Source organism: Microbacterium sp. A93 (genome assembly GCF_051842835.1).
In genome coordinates this window covers 178,167-204,229 of the sequence record NZ_JBPXMT010000004.1, presented here as the reverse complement: position 1 = coordinate 204,229, position 26,063 = coordinate 178,167, and the positions used below count along the sequence as shown (strand labels likewise).

The window sequence follows — 26,063 nt, the reverse complement described above, 5'->3', positions numbered from 1 at the left end:
AGAACGGTTCGGCCGAATTATCCGCTCAGGGCGAAACGATCCGCAGATGACACCCGGTTTTCTCCACCCGGTACAACAAGAACCGACAACGCGTCAGTCGAACAGTGCCAACTCCGGCACGTACGCGCGGGCGGCAGCCGTGGCATCCGGCGCGAGGTCGGCAATCGTCGCCGGCTGCCATTTCGGCGAGCGATCCTTATCGACCAACTGCGCCCTGATCCCCTCCACGAGGTCAGGGTGCTCAGCACCGAACCAGAGCACTCGGCGGTACTCGCCGATCAGCGCCTCGCGCAGATCGCCCTCGCGCGCCTCACGCACAGCATCGAGTGTGACGGCGAGGCCGGTCGGCGACAGCTCGGCGAGCGTCTGGGCCACGGCGGATGCCGCAGGCTCCGGCCGCGCAGACAGCCGCTGCATGATCTCACCGATTGTGTCTGCCGAGAACACCTCGTCGATCCATTCCCGTTGCTCCACGAGCACCGAGGGCTCTGGTGTCTCATCGAAGAGCAGCACGAGCTCGGCCGGGCTCGTCGGATCAGCGCGCTTGCCCAGCGCCTCACGCAGTTCGGGCAGGTGCTGCGACAGCACATAGTGGTCGGCGAATCCGGCATAGATGGCATCCGCGCCTGACATTGTGCCGCCGGTCAGCCCCAGGTACTCGCCGATCCGACCCGGCGCGCGACCGAGCAGGAGCGTCCCACCGACGTCGGGTGTGAATCCGATTCGCGTTTCCGGCATCGCCAGACGACTGCGCTCGGTGACGATGCGGATCGCCGCGTGGCCTGCGAGACCGATGCCGCCTCCCATGGTGATGCCGTCCGCGAAGGCGACGACGGGCTTGGGATACTCGGCGATCATGAGATTAAGCGCATACTCCGAGCGGAAGAAGTCGACGGTTCCCTCCGGGCGGCCCGCGGTGATCTCGTCGTACAGCACCCGCACGTCACCGCCCGCGCATAGCCCGCGATCCCCCGCGCCTTCGATGACAACGATGTCGATGTCGGTGTCATGCCGCCAGGCGACAAGCGCGGCCGTGAGCTGTCGAATCATGTCGATATTGAGCGCGTTGATCGCCTTCGGCCGGTTCAGCGTCAGCCGTCCGAGCGCTCCCTCGGTGCGAACCAGAACAGCGGATGCCTCGTCGAAGTCAGTCACGCAAGCCACGTTACATCGACCGTTCTGCTCAGTCTGCGCACTCCCAACGCGAGATTCTGCGTGTTTTCCGGCAGGATAGGGGGAAAGACCATGCAGGAAAGGCCCCGGATGCCCGACGGACAGTTGATCGAGTTCGACCACGTGACCAAGCGCTTCGGCGCCGTCGCTGCCGTCTCGGACTTCTCTGCACGAGTTCGCCCCGGTGTCGTAACCGGATTCCTCGGCCCGAACGGCGCAGGAAAGACCACCACACTGCGGATGCTTCTCGGACTCGAGCGACCGACATCTGGCAGTGCGACGATCGGTGGTACTCGCTACGCGGACCTCCGCAATCCCGCACGTGTCATCGGTGCCATGCTGGAAGACCCCGGTTTCCGCCCCCGACGCACGGTCGAGCGTCATCTCAGCGCGGCGGCGAAGGCCAATGGCATCCCGCTCGCCCGCGTCGGCGAACTCATCTCCTTTGTCGGGCTCGGCGCAGACGTCGAGACCCGCATCGCCGCTCTCTCGCTCGGCATGCGTCAGCGTTTGAGCGCAGCCACCGCGCTGATGGGCGACCCGGGTGTACTCGTGCTCGATGAGCCAGCGAACGGGCTCGACCCTGAGGGCATCCGCTGGATGCGCACTCTCATCCGTCGCCTCGCTGATGAAGGCCGCACAGTGTTGGTCTCATCCCACGTGCTCTCGGAGATCGAGCAGACCGTCGACGAGATCCTCGTCATCGCACGCGGCGAGCTGAAGTTTGCCGACACCATGGAGAACCTCGCCGACCCGAGAACGGGACCGGTTGTGGTGGATGCCGCTGACCGCTCTGCACTGTCCACCACGCTGCACGAAGCGGGCTTCGAGGTCGAGGTGCTGCGTTCAGGGCTCACGGTGCGCGGCAGTGACGCGGCGACGATCGGCGCAATCGCCGCTCGCGCCGGAGTCGCCCTCACCACGCTGCAGCAGCGCGGGCCGACTCTTGAGGATGTCTTCCTCGATCTGGTGAACGACCGCTACGTGCCGCCGGCTACGCCCGTGGTGGCGGATGCGACGACCGCTCTGCCGATCATCGATGCACCGACCGCTGAACCCGAGCGGGCCGCCGAGCCCGAGCAAACCGCTGAACCCGTCGAAGCTCCGGAGCCGATCGCTGAGCCTGCAGACGAGACCGAGACTGACCCCGCCGAAGCCGATCGTCCCCTTCCCGGTCTTGCCGGCCTCGCCGCTATGGCGAGCGTGTTCTCCTCGCCGGCGCCGAATTCTGGCACCGAAGGCGCAGCGTCCGCCGCGCCTGAATCAGACGAGACAGCCGAACCCGTCGAACCCGTCGAAGCGTCCGATGACGTCACTACAGACGCTGACGTGACCGAAGGCGACCAGCGCTGACGTCACGCCGGACGCGGCCTGATCACCGGGCGCTGGCGCCCCTTCACGACCGGAATCGGTGCGGTGCTGGCGATCTTTACGACATCGACCGGCTTGTCTGAGACGTCGAGTCGCAGCGCCTGAGTCAGCGAAAGTCCGTGACGCGTGGTGAAGATGAGTCGGTCAAAGTGCTCATCACCCTCAAGGTCGATGATGACACTCGGTCGACGACCCCGGAGCATGACGAAGTCGGTGGTGGCAGCGGCCTTCCAGGTGCCGGCGGCGATCAGGCCTGGGATCCGCGTACCTGGCCCCGGAACGCCGCGGAGCCAGGTCCAGGCGTCATCCGTCAACTGCACCTTGGTGATCGTGTCGCGAGAGATCCGCAGGTTCTCACGGTGAAATGTCGCCGCGCGCTCGACCGGTGAGAGCACAACCTCCAGCTGTGTCTGATCCAGGAGCAGCGTCACCATTGTTCCAGTCTGCCAGCGCCACCCGATAAACGGTCGGCAACTTGCTCACAGAGCCACAACAATCATGTTGTGGCAGTGCGCCAAGAGTTATGACCGGGCGGATGCCGCGGCAGCGGATGCCGCGGCAGCGGCCGCCGCAGGCAGTGCACGCTCAATACGCGTCAGGGCCTCGTCATCGTGCGCTGCGGTGAGGAACCAGGCCTCGAACACGCTCGGCGGCAGGGCGACACCCTGCTCGCGCATCGCGTGGAAGAACGGCGGGTAGCGGAACGACTCCTGCGCCAGCGCCTCCGCATAGTTGCGGGGGGCTTCCGCGGCGAAGACGACACCGAAGAGGTTGCCCGCGCGGGGCACCGCGTGCACGACACCTGCGTCAGTGAGCGCAGCATCGAGGGCGTTCGCGACGCGGGCTGCGGCAGCATCCACCCTGGCATAGACCGCCGGTGTCGCAAGGCGCAGCGTTGCAAGTCCTGCCGCGACCGACAGCGGATTACCCGACAGGGTTCCTGCCTGATAGACCGGGCCGACCGGCGCGAGCTGGTCCATGACCTCGGCGCGACCGCCCAGTGCTGCCAGCGGCATGCCCCCGCCGATGACCTTGCCGAAGGTGATGATGTCGGGCAGGTATTCCTCGCCCAGCGATGCCTGCAGCGCCCAGTACCCGGCGTGGTGCACGCGGAATCCGGTGAGCACCTCGTCGAGGATCATCAGCGCGCCGTGCGCGTGCGCGGTATCGGCGATGAAGCGGTTGAAGCCCGGCTCGGGGGCGACGACTCCCATGTTGGCCGCAGCTGCTTCGACGATGACAGCCGCGATGCGGTCGCCATGCTCGGCGAAGACAGTCTCCAGCGCCGCACGGTCGTTGTAACCGATCACCAGTGTCTGCGCGGCGATCGGCGCTGGCACACCGGCAGAGCCGGGCAGAGCGAGCGTCGCGACGCCGGAGCCCGCTTCGGCCAGAAGCCCGTCGGAGTGGCCGTGATAATGACCGGCGAACTTCACCAGCAGGTCGCGTCCCGTGACGCCGCGCGCGAGACGGATCGCCGTCATCGTCGCCTCGGTGCCGGTCGAGACCAGGCGTACCCGCTCGATGGGTGCGAGGTCGCCGAGTCGCACGCGTTCGGTGATCATCCGTGCCAGCTGCACCTCGCCTTCGGTGGGCGCGCCGAACGACAGTCCGCGGGTCGCGGCGTCCTGCACGGCGGCGACGACCTCCGGATGTGCGTGACCCAGCAGCGCCGGACCCCACGAGGCCACGAGATCGATGTACTCGATGCCTGAAGCATCCGTCACCGTTGCACCCTTGGCGGATGCCAGGAACCGAGGCGTCCCGCCGACGGAGCCGTACGCCCGCACCGGTGAGTTCACCCCTCCTGGGGTTACGGCTTGTGCGGCGGTGAACAGGTCGTCGTTGCGGTCAGTCATCAGGAGCTCCTCAGTCAGGAAAACCGGATCAGTCAGGAAGCCGGATCAGTCAGGAAACCGGATCAGTCACGAAGCCACTGCGCGGCCTCGGTCGCCCAGTACGTCAGCACGGCGTCCGCGCCGGCGCGGCGGATGGAAAGCAGTGACTCCAGCACGGCAGCTTCACGATCGATCCAGCCGTTGGCTGCGGCGGCCTCGATCATCGCGTACTCGCCGGAGATCTGGTACGCCCACACCGGAATGTGCACGGCATCGCGTACCTCACGCAGCACGTCGAGGAACCCCATGGCCGGTTTCACCATCACGATGTCCGCACCCTCGGCCTCATCGATGAGCGCCTCACGCAGCCCCTCGCGTCGGTTGCCTGGGTCGAGTTGGTAGGTGCGGCGGTCGCCCTGCAGCTGCGAATCCACGGCCTCACGGAAGGGTCCGTAGAACGCACTCGCGTACTTCGCCGCATAGCCGAGCAAGAGTGTGTCGGTGAAGCCCTCACGGTCGAGTCCCTGGCGGATTGCCGCGACCTGGCCGTCCATCATCCCGGACAGGCCAAGCAGGCGAGAACCGGCGCGCGCCTGCGCGAGCGCCATCGAGACATACCGCTGAAGTGTCGCGTCGTTGTCTACCGAGCCATCGGCGGCCAGTACTCCGCAATGACCGTGGTCGGTGAACTCATCGAGGCACAGGTCGGTTTGCACGACGAGCGCATCACCGACCTCTTCGACGAGAGCGGCGGCGGCCAGGTTCAGGATGCCGTTCGGATCATCGGCACCAGAGCCGATCGCATCGCGCGTGGCGGGAACACCGAACAGCATCACACCGCCGACGCCGGTTTCTGCCGCCTCGACCGCTGCCCGACGGAGCGACTCCATCGAGTGCTGCACAACGCCGGGCATCGAACTGATCGGCACGGCTTCATTAAGCCCCTCGCGCACGAACATCGGAAGCACGAGATGACGTGCCTCGAGCGACGTCTCGCGCACCAGGTTCCGCACGGCCGGCGACTGGCGAAGCCGGCGCGGGCGGATCTCAGGAAAACTCACGGCGCGAACTCATCGGCCGCGTGCGGAAGGGTGAAGTGCGAGACGGCATCGATGAGCGCATCCACGGTCTGCTTGTCTGCCACCACCGTGATGGGCAGCCCTGCCTTGCGTGCGTCATTGGCCGTGCGAGGGCCGATGGCTGCCAGCAGGGTGTCGTCAGGAATGTCGGGGAACTGCTCGCGCACCTGCTGTGCGACCGAGCCGCTGGTGATGAGGATGGCGTTGATGCGTCCGCTGTCGACATCGCGGCGGATGCGATCGGTGACCGGCACCCCGACCGTGCGGTAGGCAACGACGCTCGAGACGTCATGGCCGGCATCGATGAGCGAGCGCGTGAGCACCGGCTTTGCGATCTCACTGCGCAGAGTCAGGATGCGGCGCGGCTCCGGCTCGAGGCCGATCAGCTGCTCGGCCATGCCTTCGGCCGAATTGTCTCGCTCCGGCACCAGCGCAACCTCGTAGCCGACCGCTTGAAGCGCGGCCGCTGTGGTTTCACCGACCGCCGCGATCTTAGTCGACTTCGGCACGGCAGCGCGATGCGCGAACAGCACGTCCACGGTCGTCGCGCTGGTAACCGTCAGCCAGTCGAACTCGCCGGCAGCGAGCTTCTCCAGAGCGTCGTCCAACGCCACCTGATCGTTCGTGGGTCCAAAGTTGATCAGGGGTGCGACAACGGGCACTGCGCCCTGCGCACGAAGGCTCGCGGCGACGCCGTCGCCCCAGGGGCCTCCTCGCGGAACGAGGACGCGCCAGCCGGTCAACGGCTTCTCATGGTTCGTTTCGGGTGTGCTGATCATCAGAGTTGCTCTCGGGAGACGAGTTCAGCCGCCCCTTGTGCGAGCAGCCGACGGGCGATAGAAAGTCCGATCTCGCGTGCTGCGTGATTCGGGTCCGCACCATCGGCAGTATCCGCTCCATTGCCACTGCCGTTCAGACGAATATACCCCCGGCTCAGGGATTCAGTGACGTCGAGGCCGATCTGCCGCTCTCCCTCGGGCGCGTAGACGGCTGTACGCACGTGAATGGAGTCGCCGGTCACGACCGCGTGCGCGGCCATCGGCGCCTGGCATCCGGCATCCAAACCTTCGAGGATGCCGCGCTCCGCGGTGATGGCGAGCCGCGTGTCAGCATCGTCGAGTTGTGCGAGTGCCGCGAGCAGCTCAGCGGAAGCATCCATTGTCGTCTCGACCGCAAGAGAGCCCTGTCCCGGAGCTGTGGGCCACTCGGCCAGGCCTAGGTATTCCCGCGCGAGGGTCGTTTCCGAACCGAGGCGGGAGAGCCCGGCAGCGGCGAGAATCACGGCATCCAACTCACCAGACTCCACCCGCGCCAGGCGCGAGTCGACATTGCCTCGGATGTCGACGACCTCGGCGCGTGGCGCGTGGCGATGCACCTGCGCGATACGGCGCGGTGAGCCGGTGCCGACCTTCGCGCCGGCTGCCAGCTGGTGCAGCGGCGTGCCATCGCGGGTGATCACGACATCACGGGCGTCTTCGCGAACGGGGGTTGCCGCGATGAGCAACCCGGCCGGCACATCCGTTGGCAGATCTTTGAGCGAGTGTACGAGGATGTCGCATTCACCGGCCAGCAGCGCTTCTCGTAGGCGGGTGGCGAAGATGCCGAGCCCGCCGATCTCGGAGAGCGATGCTCTGTTGGTGTCACCCTCGGAGACGATCGGGACGAGTTCGACCTTGCGTCCGGAGATCTTCTCGAGTGCGGTGGCGACGTGACCAGACTGGGCCAGAGCGAGGGCGCTTCGGCGTGTGCCCAGACGGATCGGGCGCTGAAGGATCGGAGTGGTCATGATGCCTACTGGAGAACGTCCGCGATCTCGTCAAAACGGAGGCGGCGTCCCGTGTAGAACGGGACCTCCTCCTTCACGAAGCGGCGAGCCTCGGTGTAGCGCAGGTCGCGCATCAGGTCGACGAGCTCGGTGACGTCATCAGCCTCGAGCGGCAGGATCCACTCGTAATCGCCGAGCGCGAAAGCCGCGACGGTGTTCGCGACGACGCCCATGAACGCGGCGCCCTTACGACCGTGATCGGCGAGCATCGCGCGACGCTCCTCGTCCGGGACGAGGTACCACTCCGGCGTACGCACGAACGGATACAGGCACAGCCAGCCCTTGGGCTCGACACCACGCAGGAACCCCGGTACGTGCGCGCGGTTGAACTCGGCGTCACGGTGAACCCCCATGACGTTCCAGACGGGCAGAAGCGTGCGCAGGAGCTCAGTGCGGCGCAGGCGCCGCAGCGCCTTCTGCAGGTCTTCTGCGGTGTCGCCGTGCAGCCAGACCAGGAGGTCGGCGTCAGCCTTGAGACCCGAGACATCGTAGAAGCCGCGGATGGTGACGCCGGAGTCCTCAATGTAACCGGAGATCGTCTCCAGCTCTGTGGCATCCGTCTCGATCACGGGCGCATCCGGGTTGCGGCGCCATACCGCCCAGAGAGTGAAGCCGGACGGGTTGTCTTCTGCTGCTTCGGACATGCATCCAGTCTGCCTCTTTCTGGAGGCAGGAGCGAATGCGTTGCAGTCGGGAGCAGTCAGCGCGCGAGCGTGCGGGCGATCATCCAGACGAGTCCGCCTGCGGCCGCAGCGATGCCGACGGCAGCAGCGACGGCAGCGACCGGGTTGCGGTCGGCGAAAGCGCGAGCCTTGGCCGCTCCCCGTGTGGACGCTTTCTCGATGCGCCGGGGAAAGTTGCCCTTGACCTCGATCGCGGCAAGCGCCGCCTTGAGCTCTGCACGAGCGGATGCCACGGGATCAGTGATCCCGGGGGCAACGGCGGTGCGGGGCAGGTTCTGGTCAGAGAGTGTCATCGCCGGCCTCCTTCACAAGTCGAATATCGGTCGCGACAGCCTGGCCAGGGTTCTCCCGGCGCAGGACCTTGCGGAACTTCAGCAGCCCCAGCACTGCACACACCATCAGGCAGAGCAGTAACAGGCCGATCACCGCCAGCGCTGAGAGCCACACCGGCCACCAGGAGGACAGTCCGGCAACGGCGAAGACGAGAATCATCGGGATGAGCCAGAACAGGAAGAACAGCGCCACCAGGAACCAGACGCTGCCGATTCCGGCATCCTTCGCGGTGCGAGAGATCCACGTTTTGGCCGCGTCGATCTCGGCTTTGACGAGCTTGCTGACGAGGTCGGGCAGGTCGCCGAGCAGCGTCAGGAGGCTGTCGTCTGCACGGTCACGATATCCGCGGGCCATGTCAGTTGCCGCTCTTGCCGCTCGCTGAGCCTGCCGAAGGCTTCTTCGCCGCCGCCTTCTTCTTCGCGGCCGTTGCGTTCTTTTGGGCCTCGTCTACTGCGTCTTCCACCGCATCCTCGAGGTCAGATGCGACCTTCTTGCCGGCGACGATGGCGGAGTCGAGCTTCTTGCCGGGAGTGTCTGCGTTGCCGGCCGCCTTGGCGACCTTGACCAGGCCGGTCCAGACGGCACCGGGGACAGCCGCGGCCTTCTCACCGACGTAGCCCTTGACCTTGGCGACCTGATTCTGCACGGGGTCAAGGTGCCAGAGCTTCAACCACTGCGTCTTGATCTGTTCGTAGCGCTCACGTCCGGCGCGCGTGCCGAGTACGTATCCGACGCCGAGTCCGACGACGAGTCCGATCTTCCCCTTCATGGGGTCTCCTCACGTTGTTCCGGTCGAGCCGCTGGCGTAGACACCGGCGGCCAGGATTACCAGCGTAACGCCATATGCCGAAAACGGCATCGACACATCGGAGGCCTGGACAACCGGCGTGCGTTCAGTTCCAGAGCAAGGCGCGACGAAGGCGATCAGCCTCTTGCTTCGCATCCGGGATGACCTGTGCGAGGCCAGTGCCGGCCAGCCACGCACCCACAACGGCAAGACCGTCGACCTTCTGCACAGCAGCGCGCACCTCGCGTCGACGGTCCACCGCTCCGATGAGGGATGCCGGCTGCGACTGCGTGAACTGCGCTCGGTGTGAGGCGATGAGCGCTGACGCGGGTAGCGGCACCCCGAGCAGGGCCGAGGCCTCACTCAGCGCGAGGCGGGCCGCGGCATCATCATCGAGTTGAGCTGTCGCTGCAGGTTCACCTTGAGATCCGAAAGAGACCCGCACGACGTGCCGATTTCCCGCGGCTTCGCGCAGCCACCCCCACTTCGCCGTGGCGTGTGTGAGTGCCTTGGCGGTGTGACTGCCCGGAGCGGTCAGCACGCCGGTGCCGCGCGGCGCAGCATCCAGTGCGGGCGCGTCGAGCAGCAGGCTCACGATCTCGATCTGTGGGGCGTCACCGGCGTCGCCGAGCCCGCCGACCTGACCGGCCAGGAGCGCGCGGGCGCTGGGCTCTGCGGTCGCGATGATGACAGCATCCGCCCAGAGCGTCTCGATGACGGCCTCCGGAGCGGGCTCTGGTGCGTCCTTGGGAGCGGTCTTGGCGTCTTCTGCGCCGTCGGACGGCATGGGACAGGAGACCGTCCAGCCGTCGCCCTGGCGCTCGAGCGCATTTACTTCCACGCCAGTGCGGATCACGCCGCCGAGCTCGATCAGATCCGCAGCCAGCGCATCCACGAGTGTGCTCATGCCGCCGGCCAGCGCCTCGACTGCGGATCCAGGTGCCTTCTTCGCCCCGCCGGTGCGATCCGCGAGCAACTGGGCGACGCCGCCAGAGAGCGATCCGGCACGGGTGAGGGCCTCATTGAGCCCGGGGACAGCGATCTCCACGTCGACGTCATCGGGGTGCGCCGAGTAGACCCCTGCTGTCACTGGCGCGACCAGCAGGTCACGCACCTTGTCGCCCATCCGCGTCGCTACGAGCTTTCCGAGACTGTGTTCCTTGCCGATGGTCAGCGGCGGACGCAGACGGTCGACATACGCACGCCACGCGCCACCCCAGCCGATGATGCGGCGGACATCGTCAGCGAACGGATTCGCGGGGATGCCGAGAAGACCACCCTTGGGCAGCGGTGCCGCGTCCACGCCGGGGGCACCGACCAGCCAGGCACCCGCCGGATTCGGGGTCACGATGAGATCAGTCAGGCCGAGCTCCGTGAGCATCGTGCGCACGTGCCCGCCGCGAGTCGCGTAGCTTTCGGCGCCAGCATCCACCACCACGTCGTCGAGCTCAGCGCGACGGATCGCACCACCAAGAGCGGAGGATGCCTCGATGAGAGTCACCCTCATCCCGACCTTGACGCACTCACGCGCTGCAACAAGCCCGCCGATACCGCCACCGATGACGACGACGTGGCGCTGAGCTGCACGGGATGCGAGATCGGCTGCCTCTTCGGTCATGCCTGCGCCCCCTCCGAGCGCGCGTGCACCAGCTCAACGATGCGGGTCAGCTGGGCCGGGTCGGTCTCGGGTGGAACACCGTGGCCGAGGTTGACGATGTGAGCGCGAGCGGCACGACCGCGCTCCAGCACGTCAAGCACGTGCGCTTCGAGCACGGCCCACGGCGCGGACAACAGAGCCGGGTCGATGTTGCCCTGCAGCGTGACGTCGGGGCCGAGAATACGGGCCGCTTCGTCGAGCGGCTGACGCCAATCGACGCCGACAGCGGATGCGATGCCGCCCAGGCGCATGTCATCGAGGAAGGGCCCTGTGCCGACGCCGAAGTGGATCACGGGGACGCCGAGGTCGGTGACCGCGGCTGTCGAGTGTGGCGCGATGAAGGTGCGGTAGTCGGCGGGTTTGAGGGAGCCTGCCCACGAGTCGAACAGCTGCAGGGCCGCAGCTCCCGCATCGCGCTGCGCTTCGAGGAATCGTCGAGAGACGCGCGCGAGCCAGCCGGCCAGACGGTTCCAGGCCTCGGGATCGGTGTGCATCATGGCGCGGGCACGCAGGTGCTCCTTGGAGGGTCCACCCTCGACCAGATAGGCGGCCAGGGTGAACGGTGCACCGGCGAAACCGATCAGTGGGGTGTCACCCAGCTCGGCCGTGACGATGCGCACGGCCTCGGTGATCGCGGTGGTGTCGAGCGAGTCGGGGTCGATCGCGGTGATCTTGTCGACGTCGGCACGGGTGCGCACCGGCTCTGCGAACACCGGGCCTCGGCCAGGCTCGATCACGACATCGACGCCGGCCAGCTTCAACGGGATGACGATGTCGCTGAAGAACACCGCAGCATCGACGCCGTGACGGCGCACTGGCTGCAGCGTGATCTCTGCAGCGAGGTCAGGGGTGAGGCAGGCATCCAGCATCCGAGTGCCGACGCGGAGCTCTCGGTATTCCGGGAGCGAGCGGCCGGCCTGACGCATGAACCAGACGGGGGTCAGCTCGGGTCGATCTCCGGCGAGCGCGCGCAACAACGGGGCGTGAGAGGAAGGCATGTCGACATTCTCCCATTCAGTCCCGAGAACCGTCCTTTCAGCTGGCTCTTTGGTACTCGACGTAAGATGGTGGCGTGTTGCTGTGTGTGACGGCGAGCCACAAGACCGCCTCCTTTGAAATGCTCGAACGACTGAGCCGCACCCCTGATGACGTTGCGCCGAACCTTCTGCGCATCGCTCCATGCGTACAGGGTGCTGTCGTCGTGTCGACATGCAACCGATTTGAGGCCTACGTCGAGGTCGATGAGCCACTGACCGCTGCCGGAGCTGTGGGCGTCGAAGCGGTGCTCGAGGCGATCGAGCAGTCAGCCGGTATCCCGGCGTCGGAACTCGACGGCGCCTACACCGTGCACTCCGGACGCCGCGTCGCCGAACACCTGTTCGCCGTGGCATCCGGGCTGGAATCCGTCGTCTCCGGCGAGGGCGAGATCGCCGGCCAGGTGCGCCGCGCGCTGAACGCGGCACGCAAGGACGGCACCACCTCGCCCGAACTCGAGCGACTGTTCCAGCGCGCAAGTCAGGCTCAGCGCAAGGTCAAGAATGTTACGGCCCTCGGCCGTGCCGGCCGTTCCCTCGTGCGACTCTCGCTCGAGCTGGCCGACAGCCGCATCGCGGACTGGTCTGCCGAGCGCGTACTGCTGGTCGGCACCGGAGCCTATGCCGCCGTCACACTCGCCACCCTGCGTGAGCGCGGCGCCACGAACATCTCCGTCTATTCGCCGTCTGGCCGCGCCGAACTCTTCGCGAAGAAACATGACATCGCTGCGGTCGCCGAAGAGGACTACGCCCGTACGGCATCGCTTTCGAGTCTGCTGATCACCTGCACGACGGCGACCGAGCCGGTTCTCGGCCCGGAGCATTTGCAGGCGCCGACCGGCCCCGTGCCAGCGGGATGCCCGATGGGACAGCATTCCCAACTCGTGATCGACCTCGGCATGCCCCGCAACGTGGACCCCGCGGTCGCCGGTCTCGAGGGTGTCGCGCTACTGGATCTCGAGACCATTCGTCTGCACGCGCCGCTCGAAGAGCTACAGGCGACGGATGCGGCGCGCTCGGTGGTTCGCGAAGCCGCCGACACATTCAACGTCGTCGGCGATCGCCAGAGCGTCACCGGGTCGGTTGTCGCATTCCGCTCGCACATCTTCGCCCTGATGGAGGCCGAGATCGATCGTGCGCGCGCCCGCGGCGACGAAGACGGCAGAGTTGAGCAGGCCATGCGGCACCTCGCGGGTGTTCTGACCCACACACCGACCACGCGCGCTCACGAGCTGGCCGCCGAAGGACGCGGCGATGAGTTCACCACGGCTCTGGAAACGATCTACGGCATCGCTCCGGCAGCAGCGGACGCCACGGCATCCAAAATCGCCTGAGCACGCCGCCTCCAAGACTGAGACGGCTTGATCCGCGTGTTAACGTGGCAAGGTTGTCCGCCAACACCTCGGAGTGATCCTGTGCCGTTAAACGCAGCCCTGTCCCGCGTCCTTACACTTCTTGTAATCGGTGCCGCATCTCTTGGCCTCACGGCTTGCGCGCCTGCGACTCCCGAAACAACCTCGGCCGCGAATGTGCCCGCGACCCCGACTGCGTCCGCGTCGCCGACGCCAACCGTGGCACCAGAGCCGTCCGCCGAAGATGCCACTGGTCGCTGGTGCCCCACGGCCGAAAGCCCGACCGAAGAGCTGTGCGTGACAATCGCTCTACCCAACGCAACGTACGACGACGGCACCGTCGCGAACATTGCCGAGCACGGTTCCCCTTCATCGCTCGAAAGCGGCGGCTTCGGGTTCTCCATGATCGGCGCCCCGTTCGGCGACTACTATCCCGCCGGTACCGAGCTCCCGGGCGGCACCCCCGAGTACTATCCCGGCGCCGATCTGCCCGACACCGACCGCATCTGGAACGGCCAGACCGCCGTTATGCTCGTGCGCGCGGAGGCTCCTGAGATCACCGCCGATACCTGTGCGAATGTCACCGGCGCCCAGGCTGTTGCTGCGGCATCGGCTGGATTGCCCACCGCGCCATCCGGTGCCTGGGATGCCCGCGACCTCATGGGATGGGCCGCCGAAACCTATGACGCCTGCGCAACCCTTTCGTGGGCCGTTGTTCCGCTGACCGACTGCTGCCTCGCCGGCTTCCCGTTCGCAATCATGCTGTTCCACGAGGGTGAGTACACCGGCACCGCCACAGAAGAGATCTACGGTCGCATGCCTCAGGTGACTCGCACCGCCGATGATGCAATCGAAGTCACCTGGGAGTGGGTGCCCGATGGTGGCTCAAGTGCTGGCCCGTTCGATTCCGCCACCTCGACCTTCACCTGGGATGACGGCGAGGTCGCCCGCGAAGGGGACCTGCCGCCGATCTCGTTCTGACGGGTTCGTCCAGCGATGCAGATCTGTGGTCAATCATCGGTCACTTCGGCGAGGATCGATGCGACCGCTTCACGCACGCGAGGAAGATCGACGTTGAGTGTGGCCCACACCGCGTCGTAATCGGTCGCCTCGTAGTGATGCGCGAGCCGATCGCGCATGCGCTTGATGCTCGACCAGGGCACCTGCGGGTTCGCGACGATCGTTTCATCGCTCAACCGCGCGACATTCTCACCAACCTTGATGATGATCGATTCGGACGCAAGCCCCGGTGTATTGAGATCATCCGAGACGTACCACTCGCGGCCTCGCTCGGCGAGCCGCATGCCGTTGTCGCACAACCGCACGATCTCACGCAGCGACCGTTCGTCCCTATCGCTCACGCGGCCACCGCTGACCGGAGGATCGGGTGATCAGCGGGGAGCCCTCCGTCTGTGACCACGTCGACCGGAACCCCGAGCAACTGTTCGGCGGCGAAGGAGAACTCAGCGATCGTCAGCAATCCGACGTTCGGCGAACGGGTGACAAGAATATCGAGGTCGCTCTGCGTGGTGTCCGTGCCCTGCCCGGCTGAGCCGAACACTCGCACGTTGTTCAGCCCGTACTCCGTAGCGAGCTCCTTTAGTGCGTCACGATGCTGTTCGAGCGCCTCATGAGGCAAGGGGCGCATGGCCGACCGCAATCTATCGACCATTGCCTCCGACGGATTCCGCCGCCCAGACTCATAAGCAGCGATGTTTGGCTGCGCAACACCGCTGCGCGACGCGAGCTGCGCTTGGCTGAGCCCAGCTCGCTCGCGCAACTCGCGCAACATTTCGCTCATATCATGATGATATCGCGCCGATGGATTCCGGGAAAGGGGGAAATCGGGCGGATGCCAGCGGGCTGTGGCGGCGATCAGGATCGCAGTGCGGTGAAGCCCCAGGTCATTGCAAAGATCACGATGGCTAGGAGCGGGAAGAGCCAGTTTACGAACACGAGGAATACTCGCCTCCCCTGTCGCGGCTTCGTTTCATCCTGTGCTCGTAAGGGGTCAATGATCTCGTCTCCGTCCTCACCTCGGACGGTCGCGATGGTTCCAATAACAGACAAAATAACGAGCGCGGTCATCGTGCCGATCAGCAGCGGCGGCGCAGAGAAAGCCAACCAAGCATCATCCGCCGCGGACGGTGCGAGCAACGAGGCCATGGCACTGACCAGTCCCGCGACTAGGAGCAGCGCGACTGGGAGCCAACGTTGCCGAAAGACCGCGCGCGGATAGAACGGGAAGGAGAACATCACTGTCAAAAACACGGGGACAGCCAGCAGAGCCGCTTGAGGGACAGAGAGCAGCACTAACTCGCCCGCGAACCAGGCAACACTTGCCAGTGCGAACGCCAGGAATGCAAAGAGGCCAAGAACCGGAAGGAACACGACCTGCAAAGCTTGCTGTCGCAGGATTCATGACCGGAAGATCGAGCGAGGTTGCATACTCACGTGCGGAACCAAAGGCATCCTCAGCACTTTGCCCAGAATCAGCCAGTAACTCCCGGACGCTCGCGACCGCATCCCCGATGCGTCTGCGCACCAAAATCCGGTCGTGAGAGAGGATAGAACGCATGGCCCTTCACATCACCGGAGACACCGCCGCCGATACGCTGCTCACCGACAACCCGCTGGCTCTGCTGGTCGGGATGCTGCTGGACCAGCAGGTGCCGATGGAGACCGCGTTCGCCGGTCCACTCAAGATCGAGCAGCGCACCGGCGCAGTGGATGCCGCAGCCATCGCCGGCATGGATCCCGAAGCTTTCCTCGAGGCATTCAAACAGACGCCGGCTGTGCACCGATTCCCCGGATCGATGGCCGCACGGGTGCAGACGCTCTGCCACGAACTCGTCGCCGAATGGAACGGGGATGCCGCGGCACTGTGGTCGCAGGGCGACCCGGACGGCGCAGAGGTGCTGCGCCGCCTGAAGAAGCTGCCAGGCTTCGGCGAGCAGAAGGCGAAGATCTTTCTCGCACTGCTCGGCAAGCAGTATGGCTTCACGGGCGAGGGCTGGCGCGAAGCATCCGCACCCTATGGCGAGGAGGGTTCGCTTCGCAGCGTCGCCGACATCGTCTCACCGGAGTCGCTCACGAAAGTGCGCGAGCACAAGAAGGCGATGAAGGCCGCAGCCAAGGCCACAAAATGAAGCTCACCGGCGAAGGCGTCGGCGCGTTCATCGCTGCCGTCGCGCCGGCCGTGCGGCGGCGGGATGCCGAGACGCTGACGTCTCTTCTTCAGGAGATCGCTGGTCGCGAGCCGATTCTTTGGGGCACGATCATCGGGTTCGGCAGCTGCCACTACCGCTACCCCACCGGCAGCGAAGGCGATATGCCCGTCCTCGCGTTCGCCCCACGCAAGAGCGCGTCGACGATCTATCTCGACAGCACCGACCGGCACAGCGACGCACTCGCGCAGCTCGGCCCGCACACGGTCGGCAAGGGATGCCTGTACATCAAGGACCTCGAGAAGGTCGATCTGGACGTGCTCCGCGGCATCCTGGTTCGCACGCTCGCCTGGACCGAAGCCGGCGGCGACGACTACGCTGCCATCACCCTCACCGGTTAGGTCAGCGAGTCCTCTTCGCACGGAGGCCGAGCACGATCGCAAGCGCCCCGAGCAATGCGATTCCGACCCCGGGGACCTCGTAGAGCATCCGGGTGACAATGCCGAGCGTTCCGTCGCCCGCTGAGAACAGGCTCAATGCTGCGCTCGAGGCGGCTGATGCCGCCAGCACCAAGGCGGGTGCCCAACTCCAGTGCCGAGGCAGTGCATTCGCGATTCCGATCAGAATCACAGCGGCGACGGTGAGTACCAGCACAACAGCAAAATACGGGAACATCACTGCGATCCACGCGTCTTCCTCGGCGTATGGATTACCCGGGTCGCTCGGCACAAGGCTGCTGAGGTAACCGGCTGCGAGAGGACTCGCGAACACCAACTGCAGCACCGTCACGATCGTCGCCAACGGCCGTCGACCGGTGATGCTTCCGGCGCGGCCGAACCCGATCACCAGCACGAGCACTCCGACAGCCCAGAACACGTCGTTCCAGTAATGGAACTGGGCGAGGTCGAAGCGTGCGACGAAGCCGACCAACGCGGTGAGCAGCAGCAGTGCTCCGCCGGTCACCCACGTGCGTCGGCGAGAGCGCGCGTCTCGATCCGCGGCATTGACGACGGTCATGGGCTCGTCGATCATGGTCTCGCGTGCGTCCCGTACCGTGCGACGATTTCATCGGTGAGCGGCGGCCAGATGCGCTTATGCTCCTCGCCGAAGGCCACCCCCGACAGGAACGCTGCGGCCAGGTTCCGGGAGCGGTCGATGAAAAGAAAACTACCCTGCCCTCCGAAGTGTCCCGCCGTCTCTGGTGCGAACGAGTCGCTCAGCCAGTGCGGGCTCTTGGTCCCCTTGAGTTCGAACCCCAGACCCCACTGGTTATCGTCGAATGAGCCGTAACCGGGAACGACTCCCCGGAGCCCTGGCCGCGAGACCATGAGGGCGAGGTCACGGAGCGCTGTGGGGATCAGCGTAGGCCGCAGCACCTCACGGCCGAAGATCAGCAGATCAGCGATCGCCGCCCGGTATCCGGCGGATGGGCGCCCGGTCACATCGATATCGCGCATTCCGAGCGGCTGCGCGACCTCGCGAGCCATCCAATCAGAAAACTCCATTCCGGCGGCGGCCGCGACGTGCGCGCCGAGGGCGTCGAAGCCGGCGTTCGAATAGATACGACGTGTACCCGGGGATGCCTGGATCTGCTCGCCCTCGAAGGGCAGCCCGCTGGTGTGATCGAGCAGGTTGAGCAGCGTCGATCCCTCGGGCCCAGCGGGCTCATCAAGGTCAACGAGCCCGCGTTCGACGGCGATCAGCACGCCCCATGCGCTGAGCGGCTTACTCACCGAGGCGAGCGCGAGCGCGGCGTGCGGATCACCCTGCACAGCGATGGTCTCGTCGGGGCCGGTGACCCCGACGAGGGCTGTATGCGGGAAGCCGTCGGTCGCGGCGAAAGTCGTGGTCTCCACGCTTCTATCGTCCCATGCCACCGAATGCGCAGGTCTCGGATTCAGCGTTCAGCCGGCCGCCTGGACTCAGGCGCCCTTCAGACGCTCCGCAAGGTAGTCGTTCAGCGTGTCGACGGGGACGCGCTCCTGCGCCATCGTGTCGCGATCGCGCACGGTGACCGCGTGGTCATCGAGCGAATCAAAGTCGACCGTGACGCAGAACGGCGTGCCGATCTCATCCTGACGACGGTAGCGGCGACCGATGGCGCCGGCGTCGTCAAAGTCGATCGCCCAGCGGCCACGCAGCGAGTCGGCGACTTCACGCGCCAGCGGCGACAGTCGCTCATTGCGCGACAGCGGGAGCACGGCAACCTTGACCGGAGCCAGACGCGGGTCGAGCTTGAGAACCGTGCGGGTGTCGGTGCCACCCTTGGCGTTGGGCACCTCTTCCTCGACATAGGAGTCGACGAGGAACGCCATCATCGAACGCGTGAGACCGAAGGACGGCTCGATCACGTACGGCGTGTAGCGCTCGCCGGATGCCTGGTCGAAGTACGACAAGCTCTGACCGGATGCCTCGGAGTGACTGTTGAGGTCATAATCGGTGCGGTTGGCGACGCCCATCAACTCGCCCCATTCGGAGCCAGCGAAGTTGAAGCGGTACTCGAAGTCGATGGTGCCGGCCGAGTAGTGCGCACGCTCATCCTCGGGAACGTCGAACTGACGCATGTTCTCGGGGTTGAGGCCAAGGTCCACGAACCACGCCCAGCACGCTTCGACCCAGTGCTCGAACCACTCCTGAGCCTCGGCCGGCGGAACGAAGAACTCGATCTCCATCTGCTCGAACTCGCGAGTGCGGAAGATGAAGTTTCCGGGGGTGATCTCGTTGCGGAACGCCTTGCCGACCTGGCCGATACCGAACGGCGGCTTCTTGCGGCTCGCGGTGAGCACGTTCGCGAAGTTCACGAAGATGCCCTGCGCAGTCTCGGGGCGCAGGTAGTACAGGCCAGATTCGTCATCGACGACACCGAGGTAGGTCTTCACCAGGCCAGAGAAGGCCTTAGGTTCGGTGTACTGTCCCTTGTTGCCGCAGTGCGGGCAGGGAACATCAGCGAGACCGTTCTCAGCTTTACGTCCCTTGCGGGCCTCGAACTCATCGACGAGATTGTCGGCGCGGAAGCGCTTGTGGCAGTTCAGGCACTCGACGAGCGGGTCGCTGAACGTCGCGACGTGGCCAGACGCCTCCCACACACGCTTGGGGAGGATGATCGAGGAGTCCAGACCCACCATGTCACCGCGTCCGCGGACGAAGCTCTGCCACCACTGGCGACGGATGTTCTCCTTGAGCTCGGTGCCGAGAGGACCGTAGTCCCACGCTGAGCGCGAACCGCCGTAGATCTCACCTGCTTGGAACACGAACCCGCGGTGGCGGGCGAGGCTAATGACCTTGTCAAGGCGGGACTGTTCGGCCACGGTGGCTCCAATGGTCGGAAGAGGGGTGGGATGTTTCCGCGCGCGCACATGCCGCGGCATCCTCCATCTTATCCGCGCCACCACATCGGTTCAGCCCTCGACGGATGCCGCCGCAGCGGCAGCGCGCGTCAGCCAGGCCGGATCCTTCCCGACCCGCGCAAACGAGACGAGCCGCCCCGCCGCGCTATCTACGACCAACTGCCCGGCACGCGAGATGCGGGTCTCGGGACGCTTGGCCGTCGCGATCCAGTGCCGCACAGTCTTGCGGTACCCGGGCGTCGCTGCATCGAGGAAGGCCTGCGCTGCGCCCGACGAACTGAGCACCGCCTGCACCTCGGGTTCGAGCTCCGCCTCGTCATTCTCGTGCGAGTAGGTTCCGGTGCGTGCGGCGCTGCGCGCTTCGAACGCGGCGAGACCCGCAGGCGTCATCCGTCCGTCGGCGATGAGCCGCTCGACGTGCGCGATGTTGATCTTCGACCAGGTGCTGCCCGGCTTTCGACGTGTCCAACGCTGCCGTCGGCGATCGTCATCGATGGGCTGCGAGAGAGAATCGATCCATCCGAAGCACAGCCCCTCGGGAACGGCATCCGCCCAGCTCAGACCACGGTCGGCGACGTGAGCCTTGCGCTGCTCCATCCACAGTTCCGTCGCGGTGGAGTGATGACGCTCCAGCCACGCGCGGAACTCCACCGCGTCGCGGAAGAACACGGCCGGCTTCTCGACCGACCCGCCGGGCTGCCCCATTGCATCATCCATGCGGTTCAGGATGCCACGGACGTCGGACAAACGAACCTCAGACAATCTGCTCAGCGGTTTGGGAACGCCTCTCCACCGCCTGCGGCGAGTGACTGCGCGACGATGTCGATGTACTCGTTCATCAACTCTTCTGGCATCGCAGGCATGGACTGCTCCCAGTACGGAAGAATCGCGCCACGCCCCTGCATCATGCCTGCCGGTCGCGCATAGACCCACAGGTGGAGGTGCGCTGAGCCGTCATTCCAGCGCGAGAAGTGGCATCGGGCAACGGCCGGTATCGCCTTGGTCGCCTCTGATACTCGTTGCAGCACCGGGCCGAGGCCCGCGAGCACCTCGATCGGCGCATCCTCGAGCTTGACGTGGCGACTCGGCGAGATCGAGCCCACGAACGGCAAGCCGACTCCGCCTTCGAAGCCGGAGCGCACCTGCCATTCATCGTCCTGCCAGATCACGCGCTTCGACGGTTTGCAGTGCCCGCATTCTGCGGCATCCGTCTCGCCGTGTCGCGGCTTTTCCGGCACCAGCATCGGTTCGATCGGGAGCAGCTCGAATGCCGAGATACTCGGCACCGGACCACTGCCTGGAACGCGGGACGTGTCGAGCGTCTGACCGATCGGCGCCCAGCGGTGCCACTCGGTATCGGCCGGATGCTGCGCGAAATCTTCCTCGGAGGTCATCCGTCTATGAAACCAGAAGACGTCACGACGGCATCCGCGGGGCGATGCCGATCTCCTCGGAGGCTGTCGCCAGGCGCTCGTCGTAGGTCCACATCTCCTGCGCGCCGACGGCGATCGCAGTGGCGAGATGAATCGCATCGAGGGAGCGGAGCATCGGCGGACCGATGATCCGGGCGCTCTCGACGACCGCCGACACCATCGGCGCAAACGCGATGTCCCCCATCGCCAGGTCGAACGCTGTATTCAACGATTGAAGGCTCATGGCGTCGATGCGTCGGCGCATACTGCGCCCCAGTTCCACTCGGGTGAGGGCGGACGAGATCAGCCCGTTCCCCTCAGCCACCGCCCTGCTGATCGCGTCGCGCAGTGCCTCGGATTCATCTTCCTGGAACACACGCTTGAGTACGGCGCTGGTATCGAGATAGATCAGCATCCTCAGACCCGGTCGTCACGATCAAGCAGATCCGCTGTGGACAACCCATCCGGCAGCCGCAGAGCAGGCGTGACTGGCCGGTACACCCGCTCCGGCAGAGTCACCCACTCCGGGTAGGTGGGCGCGCGGACAGATCCGGAGATGCCCAGGTGCTCGTCGACTGCGAGCCGAAGGATCTCCTGCTGACTCAAGCCCGTGCGCTCGGATTCCGCGCGCAACGCGACGACCGCATCATCCCTGAGCCGTAAATTCATCGCCACGAATTAATGGTACCGCTTATCGCAAAAAGTGGTACCGCCTCACGCGTCACCCACCTGCGGATGCCGCGGCACTCGACTCAGGCAGTGAACAGATATCCCCGCGCAACGTCGAAGCCGGCGATGCGCAGACCGCGGCCGAGCAGCTCCTCCATCTCACCGCGCAGGCGCAGGCGCCATTCGTGGGCCGCGGCCGGATCCGTCTCGCGCATCTTCTCGACGTCTGCGGGAATCTCTAGCGTGGCCTCGACAGCTCCGTCTGCCGGCGGCTTGGCGATGTCGGCGAGCGCCCAGCGGACATCGAGCCGGTCGCTCTCATCTCCCGCGTCTCCGCCGCCGAAGATGCCGTAGTTGTTGACCGCGTAGCCGGTCACGCGTGCGCCGAGCACGGTGAGGAAGAAGTGTGCGTTACGGGCAACGAGCGGATCGAACGTCCACGTGATGTGCCCGACACCGCGCGAGAACGCCCACTGCCGCTGATGTTCCTTGAGTTCGCGCCCCCAGCCCCGCCCACGGTAGCCGGGCAGCAAGGCGGTGATGTGCGAGTGCATCGAGCGCTGGTCGGGGGCGCCGAAGAAGGCGACCGACGCACCGACCATCTCGTCCTCACCGGATTCATCGTCGAAGAGTCCGACGACGTAGTTGCCGGACTGCTCGAGAGCGCGCAGGGTGCCGGCGTCGACGACGCGCTCCGGCCCGCGGATGGCGTCCAGCAGCGACTGCGCTTGGAGGATGAGTTCAATGGTGTCGAGTTCACGGATGCTTCGCACAGTCACAGTCTGCCCCTTCACTGGCCGCTACCGGAAACCACCTCTGTCGCGCTACCTTCCGCGTTCAGAATGTCAGCGCACGACACCAATGAATAACAGTTCAGACACAGCCAGGCCGGGCGCGCTTGTGAGCGCAAACATTTCGGGGTTTAATGGTTCACGGACACGGATGTCTCACGGCATCCGCTCTGACAGTCAGTCACATGACCCTCAAAGGGGAGAACACTTCATGGCAACCAAACGAATCACGCGCACCGCAGCCGTCGTCACCGTCGGCGCCATCTCGGCGTTCGGTCTCGCAGCATGCAGCTCGGCCGACGACACCGGCAGCGACAACTCCGCAGGCGAATCGATCACGATCGAGTACATGCACCGTCTCGACAACGGCGCCGACATGACCACGGTCGCTGAGATCACCGAGCGCTGGAACGAAGAGCACCCCGACATCCAGGTCAAGACCACCAAGTTCGACGGTGCTGCGACGGACATGATCCTCAAGCTTGAGACCGACGTGAAGGCCGGCAACGCACCGTGCCTCGCCCAGGTCGGCTATTCCGAAGCCCCTCAGCTCTACGTGAAGGGTCTCCTCGCAGACGTCACGACCGAGGCGGAGAAGTACGCAGACAACTTCTCGGCTGGAGCCTTCGCCGGCATGCGCGTCGGAGACGTCATCGTCGGCCTGCCCCAGGACGTCGGTCCGTTGGTCTACTTCTACAACGAGGCAGAGTTCGAGGCCCTGGGCCTTGAGGTTCCAGCCACGATCGAAGAACTCACGGCGGAGTCGGCCACGGCAGCAGCCGCAGGCAAGTACCTCACCGCGTTCTCCGCGGACGAGGCCACCCACTGGCTCGCCGCGCAGTCCGCTGCGGCCGGCGACACCTGGTTCTCCACCGAGGGTGACGAGTGGGTCGTCAACACTGAGGGTGAGGGCTCACAGACCGTCGCCGCGTTCTGGCAGAACCTGCTCGACACCGACCAGACGCTGAAGGCCGACCGCTGGGGCGAGCCATTCACGATCGCCCTCAACGACAGCAGCCTCATCGGCCACATCGGCGCCGCGTGGGAGGCGGGCTTCCTGCTCGACTCGCTCGATGGCACCCCGGCCGAGGGCCAGTGGCGCATCGCGCAGCTGCCCGACTTCGGTGCAGGCCAGCAGACCGGCCCCGACGGCGGCTCCGGTGTCGCAGTCCTGAACGGTTGCGAGTACCCGGCCGAGGCCATGGAGTTCAACAACTGGTTCAACACGCAGATCGATGACCTCGCATCTCAGGGTCTCGTCGTCGCGGCCGCGGGCACGCCAGCGACCAGCGAGAAGATGCTCCGCCAGTTCGGTGGCCAGGAAGTGCTCGAAGAGCTCGCTACTGCTACCGCAAACATGAACCCGGACTTCCCCTACGCTCCCGGATTCTCGACCCTCGCGGCTATGAACGAGACTGCAGCGGCTGTCGTCGCAGGCGACGCGCAGGTCGCGGACATCTTCACCACCGCCCAGAACACCGCGGTCAAGTCGCTGACAGACCTCGGCCTGCCGGTAGCCAAGTAATTTCCCCCGCTCTCTGAGCACGCAGTTCCGGCGGAGGACACGACGATAATGTGTCCTCCGCCGGACTTATTTCTTTCGAAAGGTGAGATCACGTTGTGACCACTTCCGCTGAGACCATCGGCCCACGGCCGCGCACGAGAAAGGGATTCCGCACGCGACAGGAAGCGCGCAACGGCTGGCTCTTCATGGCTCCGTTCGCCGTCCTGTTCATCGTGGTGTTCCTGATCCCGATCATCATTTCGGTCCGATCAGCGTTCTTCGCGCAGGTTCCAGCGGGTGGCGGTCTGTTCGGTGGTGGCGAGCTGGTCGACACCTTCGTCGGATTCGACCAGCTGATCGCGGCAGCAACCAACGGCGCCTTCTGGGGCGGCATGGGGCGAGTCGTCATCTACGCGGCATTCCAGATCCCGGTGATGATCATCCTCGCCCTCGCACTGGCGCTGCTACTGGACTCGTTCATCGTTCGACGACCGGCAGTCTTCCGGCTCGCCTTCTTCCTCCCGTTCGCGATCCCCGGCGTGATCGCGGCAATGATCTGGCTGTACATGTACACGCCCGAGGTCTCGCCGTTCATGCAGTTCCTGCCCGAAGGCACGAACTTCATGGCCCCGACCACGATCCTCGCTTCGATGGCCAACATGACCACCTGGACCTACACCGGGTACAACATGCTGATCTTCCTCGCCGCGCTCCAGTCCATCCCGCGCGAGCTGTACGAAGCCGCACGCCTCGATGGCGCCAACGGCTTTCAGATCGCCACGAAGATCAAGGTCCCGATGGTGCGCGGCGCCGCGCTACTGGCGATTCTGCTGTCGATTATCGGCACGGTCCAGCTCTTCAACGAGCCGGTCATCATGGAGGGCGCGAACTCCTGGATGGGCCTGGATTACACGCCGATGATGCTGACCTACAACTCGATGATGGGTGAGATCTCGCCCTCGGGCAGCGGTCCGGCATCCGCTTATTCCCTGCTGATGGCGATCATCGCCGGGGCTCTCGCCGTCATCTACTCATTTGCGCAGCGCAAGAAGGCGAACTGACATGAGCACCACAAAACTGATCACCGCGCCCGCGACAAAGCGCAAGCCGCCCAAGGTGTCTCCTGCGAATGCGGACATGCCGCCGCGTTCCGTCGCCCCCAGTCCGGTCGCGAAGACCTTCGGAATCATCGCGCTCGTCGTCGCGCTGCTGTATTTCCTGATGCCGGTCTACTGGGTCATCGTGGCGTCGACGAAGAACAACGCCGACCTGACCAACACCTTCGGATTCTGGTTCGCGAACTGGAACCTGGACACCAACTACGACAGCCTCATGAGCTGGACGCAGGGCATGTTCTGGCGCTGGGTCGGCAACTCGATCCTGTACTCGACCATGGCAGGTGTCATCGGCACACTGTTTGCGATCATGGCCGGATACGCGATCGCGAAGTTCGTCTTTCCCGGCAAGAAGATCGCCGTCAGCATCATCATGGCGGGCCTGCTGTTGCCGGTCGCCCTCCTCACAGTGCCGCTGTACATGGAGTTCCACGCCCTGGGGCTGACGAACACCATGTGGGCGATCATCATCCCCTCGGCAGTGTCTCCGTTCGGCGTCTTCCTCGGAATGGTCTACGCCGAATCCTCCGTGCCGACCGAGCTGCTCGAGGCCGCGCGCATCGACGGCGCAAGCGAGGGCCGGATCTTCTTCACCATCGTGTTGCGTCTGCTGACTCCGGCGATGGTGACAATCTTCCTGTTCGTCTTCGTGGCCACCTGGAACAACTTCCTGTTGCCGTTGATGATGATCTCCAGCTCGGAACTGAAGCCGGTGACCCTCGGCCTCTACGGCATGATGAGCTACTTCGCCCCTGACAAGGGAGCGGTCATGCTCGGCGCCCTGCTGGGCGTGATCCCGCTGATCATCCTGTTCTTCAGCCTGCAGCGCTTCTGGCAGTCGGGCCTGGCTGCCGGTGCAGTCAAGGGCTGATCCCGCTCAGAATCGGTCCGCGAGCCGAGCATCCGATAGGCGACCGCCGTCAGAT

The 26,063-nt window shown here is 65.4% G+C and carries 31 protein-coding genes; 8 read left to right on the top strand and 23 right to left on the bottom strand.

The window, feature by feature from the left end; translation table 11 throughout:
- Window positions 1-93 precede the first annotated feature (93 nt).
- Entirely contained in the window at window positions 94-1,155 is a 1,062-nt protein-coding gene (locus ACSU1G_RS11985; protein WP_439280178.1) for an enoyl-CoA hydratase/isomerase family protein, read from the bottom strand.
- Between the two features lie 108 nt (window positions 1,156-1,263).
- On the opposite strand from ACSU1G_RS11985, the gene ACSU1G_RS11980 reads away from it, so the two are divergent.
- Window positions 1,264-2,526 carry an ATP-binding cassette domain-containing protein gene (locus tag ACSU1G_RS11980; RefSeq protein ID WP_439280177.1) on the top strand — a complete coding sequence of 421 codons (1,263 nt, stop codon included), beginning with the start codon at window positions 1,264-1,266 and terminating at the stop codon, window positions 2,524-2,526.
- A 2-nt stretch (window positions 2,527-2,528) separates the two neighbouring features.
- Here the strand turns inward: ACSU1G_RS11980 and ACSU1G_RS11975 are convergent, their stop codons facing one another.
- The 11 genes from ACSU1G_RS11975 to hemE all read right to left on the bottom strand — a co-directional run bounded on the left by ACSU1G_RS11975 (window position 2,529) and on the right by hemE (window position 11,744).
- Window positions 2,529-2,978, bottom strand: a complete 450-nt coding sequence (locus tag ACSU1G_RS11975; RefSeq protein WP_439280176.1) for a hypothetical protein — start codon at window positions 2,976-2,978, stop codon at window positions 2,529-2,531.
- An 87-nt stretch (window positions 2,979-3,065) separates the two neighbouring features.
- Window positions 3,066-4,403 carry a glutamate-1-semialdehyde 2,1-aminomutase gene (locus tag ACSU1G_RS11970; protein WP_439280175.1) on the bottom strand — a complete coding sequence of 446 codons (1,338 nt, stop codon included), beginning with the start codon at window positions 4,401-4,403 and terminating at the stop codon, window positions 3,066-3,068.
- A gap of 62 nt (window positions 4,404-4,465) precedes the next feature.
- Window positions 4,466-5,443, bottom strand: a complete 978-nt coding sequence (gene hemB, locus ACSU1G_RS11965; RefSeq protein ID WP_439280174.1) for a porphobilinogen synthase — start codon at window positions 5,441-5,443, stop codon at window positions 4,466-4,468.
- A complete protein-coding gene (locus ACSU1G_RS11960) occupies window positions 5,440-6,240 on the bottom strand; it encodes a uroporphyrinogen-III synthase (protein WP_439280173.1) in 801 nt (266 codons plus the stop codon). The genes hemB and ACSU1G_RS11960 overlap by 4 nt, the downstream gene beginning before the upstream one ends.
- Entirely contained in the window at window positions 6,240-7,247 is a 1,008-nt protein-coding gene (hemC, locus tag ACSU1G_RS11955; protein WP_439280172.1) for a hydroxymethylbilane synthase, read from the bottom strand. Before hemC ends, ACSU1G_RS11960 begins: the two co-directional genes overlap by 1 nt.
- A gap of 5 nt (window positions 7,248-7,252) precedes the next feature.
- The gene (gene hemQ / locus ACSU1G_RS11950; RefSeq protein ID WP_439280171.1) at window positions 7,253-7,930 is read right to left on the bottom strand and encodes a hydrogen peroxide-dependent heme synthase; all 678 of its coding nucleotides are present in this window, start codon (window positions 7,928-7,930) and stop codon (window positions 7,253-7,255) included.
- 56 nt (window positions 7,931-7,986) lie between these two features.
- Window positions 7,987-8,262: a hypothetical protein gene (locus tag ACSU1G_RS11945; RefSeq protein ID WP_439280170.1), complete on the bottom strand. Its 276-nt coding sequence runs from the start codon at window positions 8,260-8,262 to the stop codon at window positions 7,987-7,989.
- A complete protein-coding gene (locus ACSU1G_RS11940) occupies window positions 8,249-8,656 on the bottom strand; it encodes a phage holin family protein (protein ID WP_439280169.1) in 408 nt (135 codons plus the stop codon). The genes ACSU1G_RS11945 and ACSU1G_RS11940 overlap by 14 nt, the downstream gene beginning before the upstream one ends.
- 1 nt (window position 8,657) lies before the next feature.
- On the bottom strand, window positions 8,658-9,071 hold the full coding sequence (locus tag ACSU1G_RS11935) for a hypothetical protein (RefSeq protein WP_439280168.1): 414 nt from the start codon (window positions 9,069-9,071) through the stop codon (window positions 8,658-8,660).
- Between the two features lie 124 nt (window positions 9,072-9,195).
- Window positions 9,196-10,707, bottom strand: a complete 1,512-nt coding sequence (locus ACSU1G_RS11930) for a protoporphyrinogen/coproporphyrinogen oxidase (protein WP_439280167.1) — start codon at window positions 10,705-10,707, stop codon at window positions 9,196-9,198.
- On the bottom strand, window positions 10,704-11,744 hold the full coding sequence (gene hemE, locus ACSU1G_RS11925; protein WP_439280166.1) for a uroporphyrinogen decarboxylase: 1,041 nt from the start codon (window positions 11,742-11,744) through the stop codon (window positions 10,704-10,706). Before hemE ends, ACSU1G_RS11930 begins: the two co-directional genes overlap by 4 nt.
- Window positions 11,745-11,818: 74 nt before the next feature.
- Here hemE and ACSU1G_RS11920 point away from each other — a divergent pair, with 74 nt between their 5' ends.
- Window positions 11,819-13,114, top strand: a complete 1,296-nt coding sequence (locus ACSU1G_RS11920; protein ID WP_439280165.1) for a glutamyl-tRNA reductase — start codon at window positions 11,819-11,821, stop codon at window positions 13,112-13,114.
- Window positions 13,115-13,429: 315 nt separating this feature from the next.
- Window positions 13,430-14,113 (top strand): LppP/LprE family lipoprotein, encoded by a 684-nt coding sequence (locus tag ACSU1G_RS11915; protein ID WP_439280164.1) that lies wholly within the window; start codon window positions 13,430-13,432, stop codon window positions 14,111-14,113.
- 29 nt (window positions 14,114-14,142) lie between these two features.
- On the opposite strand, the gene ACSU1G_RS11910 is transcribed toward ACSU1G_RS11915, so the two are convergent.
- From ACSU1G_RS11910 to ACSU1G_RS11900, 3 genes are all read right to left on the bottom strand, one after another.
- Window positions 14,143-14,436 (bottom strand): HepT-like ribonuclease domain-containing protein, encoded by a 294-nt coding sequence (locus tag ACSU1G_RS11910; RefSeq protein WP_439280163.1) that lies wholly within the window; start codon window positions 14,434-14,436, stop codon window positions 14,143-14,145.
- Between the two features lie 53 nt (window positions 14,437-14,489).
- A complete protein-coding gene (locus ACSU1G_RS11905; protein ID WP_439280162.1) occupies window positions 14,490-14,933 on the bottom strand; it encodes a helix-turn-helix domain-containing protein in 444 nt (147 codons plus the stop codon).
- Between the two features lie 74 nt (window positions 14,934-15,007).
- Window positions 15,008-15,523 carry a hypothetical protein gene (locus ACSU1G_RS11900; protein ID WP_439280161.1) on the bottom strand — a complete coding sequence of 172 codons (516 nt, stop codon included), beginning with the start codon at window positions 15,521-15,523 and terminating at the stop codon, window positions 15,008-15,010.
- A 185-nt stretch (window positions 15,524-15,708) separates the two neighbouring features.
- Between ACSU1G_RS11900 and ACSU1G_RS11895 the strand changes: the two genes are divergently transcribed.
- Both ACSU1G_RS11895 and ACSU1G_RS11890 read left to right on the top strand, forming a co-directional pair.
- Window positions 15,709-16,281, top strand: coding sequence for an HhH-GPD-type base excision DNA repair protein (locus ACSU1G_RS11895; RefSeq protein ID WP_439280160.1), 573 nt, complete (start codon window positions 15,709-15,711; stop codon window positions 16,279-16,281).
- A complete protein-coding gene (locus ACSU1G_RS11890) occupies window positions 16,278-16,700 on the top strand; it encodes a DUF1801 domain-containing protein (RefSeq protein WP_439280159.1) in 423 nt (140 codons plus the stop codon). Before ACSU1G_RS11895 ends, ACSU1G_RS11890 begins: the two co-directional genes overlap by 4 nt.
- Window position 16,701: 1 nt before the next feature.
- Here ACSU1G_RS11890 and ACSU1G_RS11885 read toward each other — a convergent pair whose 3' ends face one another.
- The 8 genes from ACSU1G_RS11885 to ACSU1G_RS11850 all read right to left on the bottom strand — a co-directional run bounded on the left by ACSU1G_RS11885 (window position 16,702) and on the right by ACSU1G_RS11850 (window position 22,500).
- Complete coding sequence (locus tag ACSU1G_RS11885) at window positions 16,702-17,331, bottom strand: hypothetical protein (protein ID WP_439280158.1); 630 nt, start codon at window positions 17,329-17,331, stop codon at window positions 16,702-16,704.
- Window positions 17,328-18,155, bottom strand: coding sequence for a serine hydrolase domain-containing protein (locus ACSU1G_RS11880; protein ID WP_439280157.1), 828 nt, complete (start codon window positions 18,153-18,155; stop codon window positions 17,328-17,330). Before ACSU1G_RS11880 ends, ACSU1G_RS11885 begins: the two co-directional genes overlap by 4 nt.
- A 66-nt stretch (window positions 18,156-18,221) precedes the next feature.
- Window positions 18,222-19,607, bottom strand: a complete 1,386-nt coding sequence (locus ACSU1G_RS11875) for a glycine--tRNA ligase (protein WP_439280156.1) — start codon at window positions 19,605-19,607, stop codon at window positions 18,222-18,224.
- Window positions 19,608-19,697: 90 nt separating this feature from the next.
- On the bottom strand, window positions 19,698-20,363 hold the full coding sequence (locus ACSU1G_RS11870) for a YdeI/OmpD-associated family protein (RefSeq protein WP_439280155.1): 666 nt from the start codon (window positions 20,361-20,363) through the stop codon (window positions 19,698-19,700).
- Between the two features lie 50 nt (window positions 20,364-20,413).
- The gene (locus tag ACSU1G_RS11865; protein WP_439280154.1) at window positions 20,414-21,040 is read right to left on the bottom strand and encodes a hypothetical protein; all 627 of its coding nucleotides are present in this window, start codon (window positions 21,038-21,040) and stop codon (window positions 20,414-20,416) included.
- 22 nt (window positions 21,041-21,062) lie between these two features.
- The gene (locus tag ACSU1G_RS11860) at window positions 21,063-21,473 is read right to left on the bottom strand and encodes a type II toxin-antitoxin system VapC family toxin (RefSeq protein WP_439280153.1); all 411 of its coding nucleotides are present in this window, start codon (window positions 21,471-21,473) and stop codon (window positions 21,063-21,065) included.
- A 2-nt stretch (window positions 21,474-21,475) separates the two neighbouring features.
- Window positions 21,476-21,733 (bottom strand): hypothetical protein, encoded by a 258-nt coding sequence (locus ACSU1G_RS11855; RefSeq protein ID WP_439280152.1) that lies wholly within the window; start codon window positions 21,731-21,733, stop codon window positions 21,476-21,478.
- A gap of 77 nt (window positions 21,734-21,810) precedes the next feature.
- The gene (locus ACSU1G_RS11850) at window positions 21,811-22,500 is read right to left on the bottom strand and encodes a GNAT family N-acetyltransferase (RefSeq protein WP_439280450.1); all 690 of its coding nucleotides are present in this window, start codon (window positions 22,498-22,500) and stop codon (window positions 21,811-21,813) included.
- 229 nt (window positions 22,501-22,729) lie between these two features.
- Here ACSU1G_RS11850 and ACSU1G_RS11845 point away from each other — a divergent pair, with 229 nt between their 5' ends.
- The 3 genes from ACSU1G_RS11845 (at window position 22,730) to ACSU1G_RS11835 (ending at window position 26,008) form a co-directional block, all read left to right on the top strand.
- Window positions 22,730-24,043 (top strand): ABC transporter substrate-binding protein, encoded by a 1,314-nt coding sequence (locus ACSU1G_RS11845; RefSeq protein ID WP_439280151.1) that lies wholly within the window; start codon window positions 22,730-22,732, stop codon window positions 24,041-24,043.
- Window positions 24,044-24,138: 95 nt separating this feature from the next.
- The gene (locus ACSU1G_RS11840; protein ID WP_439280150.1) at window positions 24,139-25,083 is read left to right on the top strand and encodes a carbohydrate ABC transporter permease; all 945 of its coding nucleotides are present in this window, start codon (window positions 24,139-24,141) and stop codon (window positions 25,081-25,083) included.
- Window position 25,084: 1 nt separating this feature from the next.
- Complete coding sequence (locus ACSU1G_RS11835) at window positions 25,085-26,008, top strand: carbohydrate ABC transporter permease (protein ID WP_439280149.1); 924 nt, start codon at window positions 25,085-25,087, stop codon at window positions 26,006-26,008.
- Window positions 26,009-26,063 lie beyond the last annotated feature (55 nt).